Source organism: Klebsiella sp. KTE92, assembly GCF_000398905.1.
GTDB classification, from domain to species: Bacteria; Pseudomonadota; Gammaproteobacteria; order Enterobacterales; family Enterobacteriaceae; genus Klebsiella; species Klebsiella variicola.
Map to the genome: position 1 here is coordinate 4,801,482 of NZ_KB976100.1, position 9,995 is coordinate 4,811,476.

7 protein-coding genes, 1 tRNA gene, 2 rRNA genes and 1 other annotated feature (1 of these 11 only partly in view) are annotated in these 9,995 nt (G+C 54.3%); of the genes, 6 read left to right on the forward strand and 4 right to left on the reverse strand.

The genetic code is table 11. From position 1 onward, the window contains the following. The first annotated feature begins 2 nt into the window (after window positions 1–2). The 3 genes from prmA (at window position 3) to fis (ending at window position 2,528) form a co-directional block, all read left to right on the forward strand. The gene (gene prmA / locus A1WC_RS03065) at window positions 3–884 is read left to right on the forward strand and encodes a 50S ribosomal protein L11 methyltransferase (RefSeq protein ID WP_008806699.1); all 882 of its coding nucleotides are present in this window, start codon (window positions 3–5) and stop codon (window positions 882–884) included. A gap of 357 nt (window positions 885–1,241) precedes the next feature. Further along, the gene (dusB, locus tag A1WC_RS03060) at window positions 1,242–2,207 is read left to right on the forward strand and encodes a tRNA dihydrouridine synthase DusB (RefSeq protein WP_008806700.1); all 966 of its coding nucleotides are present in this window, start codon (window positions 1,242–1,244) and stop codon (window positions 2,205–2,207) included. A 24-nt stretch (window positions 2,208–2,231) separates the two neighbouring features. Continuing rightward, window positions 2,232–2,528, forward strand: coding sequence for a DNA-binding transcriptional regulator Fis (gene fis / locus A1WC_RS03055; RefSeq protein WP_000462905.1), 297 nt, complete (start codon window positions 2,232–2,234; stop codon window positions 2,526–2,528). 84 nt (window positions 2,529–2,612) lie between these two features. On the opposite strand, the gene envR is transcribed toward fis, so the two are convergent. After that, the gene (envR, locus tag A1WC_RS03050) at window positions 2,613–3,266 is read right to left on the reverse strand and encodes an acrEF/envCD operon transcriptional regulator (protein ID WP_008806701.1); all 654 of its coding nucleotides are present in this window, start codon (window positions 3,264–3,266) and stop codon (window positions 2,613–2,615) included. Window positions 3,267–3,644: 378 nt separating this feature from the next. Here envR and A1WC_RS03045 point away from each other — a divergent pair, with 378 nt between their 5' ends. The 3 genes from A1WC_RS03045 (at window position 3,645) to A1WC_RS03035 (ending at window position 8,426) form a co-directional block, all read left to right on the forward strand. Then, entirely contained in the window at window positions 3,645–4,784 is a 1,140-nt protein-coding gene (locus A1WC_RS03045) for an efflux RND transporter periplasmic adaptor subunit (RefSeq protein ID WP_016161893.1), read from the forward strand. Between the two features lie 12 nt (window positions 4,785–4,796). Beyond that, window positions 4,797–7,907 (forward strand): efflux RND transporter permease subunit, encoded by a 3,111-nt coding sequence (locus A1WC_RS03040; protein WP_008806703.1) that lies wholly within the window; start codon window positions 4,797–4,799, stop codon window positions 7,905–7,907. A 297-nt stretch (window positions 7,908–8,204) separates the two neighbouring features. Beyond that, window positions 8,205–8,426: a membrane protein gene (locus A1WC_RS03035; protein ID WP_004206262.1), complete on the forward strand. Its 222-nt coding sequence runs from the start codon at window positions 8,205–8,207 to the stop codon at window positions 8,424–8,426. Between the two features lie 435 nt (window positions 8,427–8,861). Here A1WC_RS03035 and rrf (A1WC_RS03030) read toward each other — a convergent pair. The 3 genes from rrf (A1WC_RS03030) to rrf (A1WC_RS03020) form a co-directional block, all read right to left on the reverse strand. Continuing rightward, a 5S ribosomal RNA gene (gene rrf / locus A1WC_RS03030) occupies window positions 8,862–8,977 on the reverse strand. A 38-nt stretch (window positions 8,978–9,015) separates the two neighbouring features. Continuing rightward, a tRNA-Thr gene (locus tag A1WC_RS03025) sits at window positions 9,016–9,091 on the reverse strand. A 14-nt stretch (window positions 9,092–9,105) separates the two neighbouring features. Then, a 5S ribosomal RNA gene (gene rrf / locus A1WC_RS03020) occupies window positions 9,106–9,221 on the reverse strand. A 97-nt stretch (window positions 9,222–9,318) separates the two neighbouring features. Beyond that, window positions 9,319–9,995 (reverse strand) — a sequence feature (mutual gap in cmsearch alignment for this rRNA model is longer than 100); it runs 3,268 nt beyond the window's last position.

Here is a 9,995-nt window from a genome sequence, read left to right on the forward strand (position 1 = left end):
CTATGCCATGGATCCAACTGAAACTAAATACTACCGGCGCGAACGCAGAAGATCTTAGCGATGCGCTGATGGAGGCCGGATCGGTCTCCATCACCTTCCAGGATACGCACGATACGCCGGTATTTGAGCCGTTGCCCGGGGAAACCCGGCTGTGGGGCGATACCGACGTGATCGGCCTGTTCGATGCCGAAACCGATATGAAAGCGGTCGTTGCCCAACTGGAGCAGCATCCGCTGCTCGGCGCCGGCTTTGCGCATAAAATTGAACAGCTGGAAGATAAAGACTGGGAGCGCGAGTGGATGGATAACTTCCACCCGATGCGTTTCGGTGAGCGCCTGTGGATTTGTCCGAGCTGGCGCGATGTCCCCGATGAGAACGCGGTCAACGTGATGCTTGATCCGGGACTGGCTTTTGGTACCGGCACTCATCCCACTACCGCCATGTGTCTGCAGTGGCTCGACGGTCTCGACCTGCAGGGCAAAACCGTTATCGATTTTGGCTGCGGTTCCGGCATCCTGGCGATCGCCGCCCTGAAACTGGGTGCCGCTAAAGCTATCGGGATTGATATCGACCCACAGGCCATCCAGGCCAGCCGTGATAACGCCCAGCGTAACGGCGTCTCCGAGCGTCTTGAACTGTATCTGCCGCAGGATCAGCCAGAAGCCATGAAAGCCGATGTCGTGGTCGCAAACATCCTCGCGGGCCCGTTACGTGAGCTGGCCCCATTAATCAGCGTCCTGCCGGTTACAGGCGGCCTGCTGGGCCTTTCCGGCATTCTGGCAAGCCAGGCGGAAAGCGTCTGCGAAGCCTACGCCCCGCTCTTCACCCTCGACCCGGTGGTGGAGAAAGAGGAGTGGTGCCGGATCACCGGCCGGAAAAACTAAGCACAATGCGGCCTGCGGGCCGCATTTTTGTTTCCAGTAGCCACCAAATAATGCCTGGAAATGAGAGGCAGATCGCACTACAGAGTACTTTTTTGGCTACAAAAACAGCGTTTTATGCCGTCAGGCAGCGAGTTTATCTAAGAAAAATCGAGAAGTTTTACGATTTTATAAATGGACACAAATTACCCATCATCAATTAAAGTAATGATTAATATAAGTATTTATTCATCGCTTTTACGCTAGTCCCGGATTCATTGATCTGCAACAGAGGATTGCTCAAAGTTTGGCCTTTCATCTCGTGCAAAAAATGCGTAATATACGCCGCCTTGCAGTCACAGTATGGTCATTTCTTAACTCATGCGCATCGGACACCACCAGCTCAGAAATCGCCTGATCGCAGCGCCCATGGCTGGCATTACTGACAGACCATTCCGGACGCTGTGCTATGAGATGGGAGCGGGTTTAACCGTTTCCGAGATGATGTCCTCTAACCCACAGGTGTGGGAGAGCGACAAGTCCCGTTTACGGATGGTGCATATTGATGAGCCCGGTATTCGTACCGTGCAAATCGCCGGTAGCGTACCGGAAGAGATGGCTGCAGCCGCGCGGATTAACGTGGAAAGTGGCGCCCAGATTATAGATATCAATATGGGATGCCCGGCGAAAAAGGTGAATCGCAAGCTTGCAGGTTCAGCCCTCTTGCAGTACCCCGAGCAGGTGAAGTCAATCCTGACGGCGGTCGTCAACGCGGTGGACGTTCCTGTGACTCTCAAGATTCGCACCGGTTGGGAACCGGAACACCGTAACTGCGTAGAGATTGCCCAACTGGCCGAAGAGTGTGGCATTCAGGCTCTGACTATTCACGGACGCACCCGCGCCTGCTTGTTTAACGGAGACGCTGAGTACGACAGTATTCGGGCAGTTAAGCAGAAAGTTTCCATTCCGATTATCGCGAATGGTGACATTACTGACCCGCTTAAAGCCAGAGCTGTGCTCGACTATACAGGGGCTGATGCCCTGATGATAGGCCGTGCAGCTCAGGGAAGACCCTGGATCTTTCGGGAAATCCAGCATTATCTGGACACTGGAGAGCTGCTGCCCCCGCTGCCACTGGCAGAGGTTAAGCGCTTGCTTTGTGCGCACGTTCGGGAATTGCATGACTTTTACGGTCAGGCAAAAGGGTACCGAATCGCGCGTAAACACGTCTCCTGGTATCTTCAGGAACATGCTCCAGATGACCAGTTTCGGCGCACATTCAACGCCATTGAGGATGCCAGCGAACAGCTGGAGGCGTTGGAGGCATACTTCGAAAATTTTGCGTAATAGAAATAAAGAGCTGACAGAACTATGTTCGAACAACGCGTAAATTCTGACGTACTGACCGTTTCTACCGTTAACTCTCAGGATCAGGTAACTCAAAAACCCCTGCGTGACTCGGTTAAACAGGCACTGAAGAACTATTTTGCTCAACTGAACGGTCAGGATGTGAATGACCTGTATGAGCTGGTACTGGCTGAAGTTGAACAGCCCCTGTTGGACATGGTGATGCAATACACCCGTGGTAACCAGACCCGCGCAGCCCTGATGATGGGCATCAACCGCGGTACACTGCGTAAAAAACTGAAAAAATACGGCATGAACTGATACTAGTCAGTTGCTTGCTTGATATAAAAGGCGCTCTTCGGCATGGGGAAGCGCCTTTTTTATTATCTGCGCTGACAGAACACATTACTGATTCACTACCCGCAGTACAGGCTCCTGCGATAAACGAGCAGCACAGACCACCGCCATAATATTATCCACCAGCGCAGGTGCCTGCTGATACAGATCGAAGCGTTGCGGTTCAAGCAGCCAATTTTTAATCAAGCCGGAAAAGGCGCTATGTAAAACAATTAATATCACGTCGATATTTGTTTCGGCTGGCAATATATTGTTACGCACACAGCGCTGCAGAATGCCGCCAATAACGGAATAGTTAAATCCAATGCGTTGGCGAATTTCGCTCTCCGATAACATATCGCTGGCAAACTCACAGCGTTGATAAAGGATTTGCATCAGGGCACGCTGGCGAGGATTCTCAGCAATATAGCGCAGGCCGGCAATAAATCGCTGGCGCAAATCTTTTAAGGGCTCCTGCTCATTCCTTGTCGCCAGGTTTTGCTGAATCAAATCCCTGAGCGGCGGCTGCTGCTGCCACATCTCATTAAACAACTCGGTCTTACTGGCAAAATGCCAGTATACGGCACCGCGAGTCACCCCCGCCGCATCAGCGATATCCGTCAGGGTCGTATTGGTCACCCCCCGCAGGGCGAACTGCTGGATCGCAGACTCAATCAGGAGCTGCCGCGTGCGCAGCGCCTCCTCTTTGGTTTTTCTCGCCATATAAGATCTCAGTTCCCGATTAACAGGCAATATAGATTTTTCTGAAGATCCCTTAATCTAACATTCGGTGCACAATATTATTTAGCAAAAATGCAGACAAGCTAATTCTGATGTAGAAAACCAACGAATCACCTTAATGAATATTAATAGCCAACTCATTCATTAAAACAATGTCTGTTTATTATGTTTTACAATTAAGATAAATAGTAAAAACAGATCGGCCATTTTTTTGTTTTTGCGTGCCTTGCTGATTGCTTAAAAATAAGTATCTCTTACATCCAATGGCGTTTATTTGTAGGATGGCAAACTGCTTTTTGATTCCCTCTTTCTTTCACAGATTCGCCGCCGAATTTGGCACGTAATCTATAAGGAACCGCAATGACAACTCACGCCAGAGTGACACTTTTATCCGGTTTAATTATCTCTGCCTTGTTGCTTACCGGCTGCGATAATTCGGGCAACCCGCAACCCCATGCACAGGCGCCGCAGGTGACGGTCCATGTCGTGAACAGTGCGCCGTTGTCGGTCACCACCGAACTGCCAGGCCGCACCTCTGCTTTTCGCGTGGCGGAAGTCCGCCCCCAGGTGAGCGGTATCATCCTGAAGCGTAACTTTGTTGAAGGAAGTGATGTCGAAGCAGGTCAGTCGCTCTATCAGATCGATCCGGCAACCTATCAGGCCGCCTGGAACAGCGCGAAAGGCGATGAGGCCAAGGCCGAAGCCGCAGCCGCCATCGCCCATTTGACGGTGAAACGCTACGTTCCACTGCTGGGTACCAAATATATCAGCCAGCAGGAATACGATCAGGCGGTGGCCACTGCACGCCAGGCCGACGCCGACGTCATCGCCACCAGAGCCGCCGTAGACACCGCCCGTATCAACCTGGCCTACACCAAAGTGACCTCCCCCATAAGCGGGCGCATCGGCAAATCGAGCGTCACCGAGGGCGCGCTGGTCACCAACGGTCAGTCGGATGCCCTGGCCACCGTCCAGCAGCTCGACCCCATCTATGTCGACGTGACGGAGTCCAGCAATGACTTTATGCGCCTTAAGCAGGAAAGCCTGCAGCGCGGCGGTGATACAAAAAGCGTTGAGCTGGTGATGGAGAACGGCCAGGCCTATCCGCTTAAAGGGTCGCTGCAGTTCTCTGACGTCACTGTCGATGAAAGCACGGGCTCTATCACGCTACGCGCTATCTTCCCTAACCCGCAGCATGCCCTGCTGCCGGGGATGTTCGTCCGTGCTCGCATAGACGAAGGTGTCGATCCGCAGGCCATCCTGGTGCCGCAGCAGGGAGTGACCCGCACGCCGCGGGGCGATGCCTCCGTGATGTTGGTGAATGACAAAAACCAGGTTGAAACCCGGGAAGTGGTCGCGACTCAGGCCGTTGGCGATAAATGGCTCATCACCAGCGGGCTGAAGCCGGGCGATAAAGTGATTGTCAGCGGCTTACAGAAAGTCCGTCCAGGCGTCACCGTCAAAGCGGAAGCGGAGCGTGCGGCACCGGCCGCACAATAAGGATACTCAGCCATGTCTAAGTTTTTTATCCATCGACCGGTCTTCGCCTGGGTGCTGGCCATCATTATGATGATTGCCGGCGGCCTGGCCATCCTGCAGCTACCGATAGCGCAGTATCCGACGATTGCGCCCCCTGCGGTGGCGATCTCCGCCACCTACCCGGGTGCGGATGCCCAAACCGTGCAGGATACGGTCACTCAGGTTATCGAACAGAATATGAACGGTATCGACAACCTGATGTATATGTCGTCAACCAGCGACTCCGCTGGCTCGGTAACCATTACGCTCACCTTTAAGTCCGGCACCGATCCGGATATCGCCCAGGTGCAGGTGCAAAACAAACTGCAGTTGGCTACGCCGCTGCTGCCTCAGGAAGTACAGCAGCAAGGGATTAGCGTCGAAAAATCCAGCAGCAGCTTCCTGCTGGTTGCCGGCTTTATCTCTGATAACCCGGCCACCACCCAGGACGATATTTCTGACTATGTCGCCTCCAACGTGAAAGACCCTATCAGCCGCCTCAACGGCGTGGGCGATGTGCAGCTGTTCGGCGCGCAGTACGCCATGCGCGTCTGGCTGGACGGCAATTTGCTGAATAAATACAACCTCACGCCGGTCGACGTCATCAATGCGCTGAAGGTTCAGAACGATCAGATCGCCGCGGGTCAGTTGGGCGGTACGCCGGCGCTGAAAGGTCAGCAACTGAACGCGTCGATCATCGCTCAGACGCGGCTTAAAGATCCGCAGGAGTTTGGCAAGGTTACACTCCGGGTCAATGCCGATGGTTCGGTCGTCCATCTGAAAGACGTCGCCCGCATTGAGCTGGGGGGAGAAAACTACAACGTCGTCGCGAGAATTAACGGTAAACCCGCCTCTGGTCTGGGTATTAAGCTTGCGACCGGCGCCAACGCGCTGGATACTGCCACCGCGATTAAAGCGAAGCTGGCCGAGCTACAGCCCTACTTCCCTCAGGGGATGAAGGTTGTCTATCCGTACGATACGACCCCTTTCGTCAAAATATCCATCCACGAAGTGGTTAAAACGCTCTTTGAGGCAATTATCCTCGTCTTTCTTGTCATGTATCTGTTTCTGCAGAACATGCGCGCAACGCTCATTCCGACGATTGCCGTTCCTGTCGTGCTGTTGGGTACCTTTGCGGTACTGTCGATGTTTGGCTACTCCATCAACACCCTGACGATGTTTGGCATGGTGCTGGCGATAGGCCTGTTGGTCGATGACGCCATCGTGGTGGTGGAAAACGTCGAACGTGTAATGGTTGAGGAGAAGCTCTCGCCAAAAGAAGCGACAGAAAAGTCGATGTCGCAGATCCAGGGGGCGCTGGTGGGTATCGCCATGGTGCTCTCTGCGGTATTCGTCCCGATGGCCTTTTTCGGCGGCTCGACTGGCGCGATTTATCGTCAGTTTTCGATCACTATCGTCTCCGCCATGGCGCTCTCCGTGCTGGTTGCGCTGGTACTGACGCCGGCGCTCTGCGCCACGTTGTTGAAGCCAGCCTCAGCCGAACACCATGAGAAAAAAGGATTTTTCGGCTGGTTTAACGCCCGCTTTGACCAGAGCGTCAATCACTATACCAACAGCGTTAGCGGCATTCTGCGTGGAACAGGCCGTTATCTGGTGATCTACCTGGTGATAGTCGTGGGGATGGCCGTGTTGTTCATGCGTTTGCCCACGTCCTTTCTGCCCGACGAGGATCAAGGCGTCTTCCTGACCATGATCCAGCTGCCTTCCGGCGCGACCCAGGAGCGCACGCAGAAGGTGCTGGATACCGTAACCGACTACTATCTGCATAACGAGAAGGCCAATGTTGAAAGCGTCTTTACCGTTAACGGCTTCAGCTTCAGCGGCCAGGGGCAAAACTCCGGCATGGCGTTTGTCAGCCTGAAACCCTGGGAAGCGCGTAGCGGTGATGAAAACAACGTGGAGTCGATTATTAAACGGGCCACCGTGGCCTTCAGCCAGATAAAAGACGCCATGGTTTTCCCGTTCAACATGCCGGCAATTATTGAGCTGGGTACCGCCACCGGCTTCGACTTTGAGCTGATCGACCAGGGTGGGCTTGGCCATACCGCCCTGACCCAGGCGCGAAACCAACTGCTCGGCATGGTGAAACAGCATCCGGATCAGCTGGTCCGGGTACGGCCCAATGGGCTGGAAGATACGCCGCAGTTCAAACTGGATGTCGATCAGGAAAAAGCACAGGCGCTGGGCGTATCCCTCTCCGATATCAATGAAACGATATCCGCCGCGCTGGGCGGTTACTACGTCAATGATTTTATTGACCGCGGCCGCGTGAAGAAAGTGTACGTCCAGGCTGATGCCCACTTCCGTATGCTGCCGAGCGACATTAACAACATGTATGTTCGTAGCGCCAACGGCGAAATGGTTCCGTTCTCCGCCTTTGTCACTTCACGCTGGATATATGGCTCGCCACGCCTGGAGCGTTACAACGGTTTGCCATCCATGGAGATCCTCGGTGAAGCCTCGCCAGGCAAAAGTACCGGGGAAGCTATGGCGCTGATGGAACAACTGGCCAGTAAACTGCCGAGCGGCATCGGTTACGACTGGACCGGGATGTCTTACCAGGAACGGCTCTCCGGCAACCAGGCGCCTGCACTTTATGCCATCTCATTGATCGTCGTCTTCCTGTGCCTGGCAGCGCTGTATGAGAGCTGGTCGATCCCCTTCTCAGTCATGTTAGTGGTTCCGCTGGGGGTCATTGGCGCGCTGTTAGCGGCCACGCTGCGTGGGCTGAATAATGACGTTTACTTCCAGGTCGGTCTTTTGACTACGATCGGTTTGTCGGCAAAGAATGCGATCCTGATCGTTGAGTTCGCCAAGGATCTGATGGAGAAAGAAGGGAAAGGGATCATTGAGGCCACGCTGGAGGCATCGCGGATGCGTCTGCGCCCTATTCTTATGACATCTCTGGCTTTTATCCTCGGGGTTATGCCGCTGGTGATTAGCCATGGTGCCGGTAGCGGGGCTCAGAATGCAGTGGGCACCGGCGTGATGGGCGGGATGCTTACCGCGACACTGCTGGCGATCTTCTTTGTTCCGGTGTTCTTCGTGGTCGTTAGGCGACGCTTTACCCGGCACGCTGAATAATTCGGCTATGTCTTGAAGGCGCCCCCTCCGGGCGCTTTTTTTTGCATGGAATATTGGTCGCCAGCTAAACTAAACTCCTCGCAGTCTGGCAACCGCCATCGCACGCAGCATCGCTGAATCACAATCTTTCTCTCCATCTTTTCTGCATATTCCCGGGCTTATCTTCACGATATTTACGCGGCTCATAAATTGAGATGATTTCGGCATCCGGGCCGGACAATCCGCGGTGATAAAATAAGCCATTCCGTTCTGCACTGGCTCTCAGTACAACCCTGCGGATTATCCAGAGGTAATATCATGAAAAAGTATTTAATCGTGGCGCTGCTGGCCTCTCTGCTGGCAGGCTGTGCCCATGACTCTCCTTGCGTGCCGGTTTATGACTCGCAAGGCCGCTTAGTCCACACCAATACCTGTATGAAAGGCACAACAGAAGACAACTGGGACACCGCAGGTGCGATCGCCGGGGGGGCCGCCGCGGTAGCCGGCCTCACGTTAGGGATCGTCGCGCTGACTCGTTAGCAACTCCGCTCCACAAATGCTCAGCCTGGAGGCGTTCCCTTCGGCTCAGTCGCCAGAAAGACAAAAGGCCCAGTCACACGACTGGGCCTTTCATTTACGTTGATATGACCGCTGCTTTCCCCAGAGGCGGTGCTGCGCACCTTTTCCGGGCTACGGGGTCTGTAGCCCCGGTAAGCGCAGCGCCACCGGGGGAGCTGGCGGCGCGTCTGGCCGCAAAAAACAAAAAAGCCCGGTCTTCCGCTGAGCCTTTCGTTTTATTTGATGCCTGGGAATGATGGCGGGCGTCCTGCCCGCTACCCTCCGGCCGTTGCTGCGCAACGTTCAAATCCGCTCCCGGCGGATTTGTCCTGCTCCGGAGAGCGCTCATCGGCAAACAACAGATATAACAAAAACAAAAGGCCCAGTCTTTCGACTGGGCCTTTTGTTTTATTTGATGCCTGGCGATTCCCTACTCTCACATGGGGAGACCCCACACTACCATCGGCGCTACGACGTTTCACTTCTGAGTTCGGCATGGGGTCAGGTGGGACCGCCGCGCTATTGTCGCCAGGCAAATTCTTTACAACGTGCCGAACTTTAACCTAAAAAGTGGTGCTGATACCCAGAGTCGAACTGGGGACCTCACCCTTACCAAGGGTGCGCTCTACCAACTGAGCCATATCAGCACGCTAAATTTGATGCCTGGCAGTTCCCTACTCTCACATGGGGAGACCCCACACTACCATCGGCGCTACGGCGTTTCACTTCTGAGTTCGGCATGGGGTCAGGTGGGACCACCGCGCTATCGCCGCCAGGCAAATTCTGTTTTCAACACGTCTCACGGACGCATCGAGTAATCTGTATCAGAGCTGAAAATCTTCTCTCAATTCCGCCAAAACAGCTTCGGCGTTGTAAGGTTAAGCCTCACGGTTCATTAGTACCGGTTAGCTCAACGCATCGCTGCGCTTACACACCCGGCCTATCAACGTCGTCGTCTTCAACGTTCCTTCAGGAGACTTATAGTCTCAGGGAGAACTCATCTCGGGGCAAGTTTCGTGCTTAGATGCTTTCAGCACTTATCTCTTCCGCATTTAGCTACCGGGCAGTGCCATTGGCATGACAACCCGAACACCAGTGATGCGTCCACTCCGGTCCTCTCGTACTAGGAGCAGCCCCCCTCAATTCTCCAGCGCCCACGGCAGATAGGGACCGAACTGTCTCACGACGTTCTAAACCCAGCTCGCGTACCACTTTAAATGGCGAACAGCCATACCCTTGGGACCTACTTCAGCCCCAGGATGTGATGAGCCGACATCGAGGTGCCAAACACCGCCGTCGATATGAACTCTTGGGCGGTATCAGCCTGTTATCCCCGGAGTACCTTTTATCCGTTGAGCGATGGCCCTTCCATTCAGAACCACCGGATCACTATGACCTGCTTTCGCACCTGCTCGCGCCGTCACGCTCGCAGTCAAGCTAGCTTATGCCATTGCACTAACCTCCTGATGTCCGACCAGGATTAGCTAACCTTCGTGCTCCTCCGTTACTCTTTGGGAGGAGACCGCCCCAGTCAAACTACCCACCAGACAC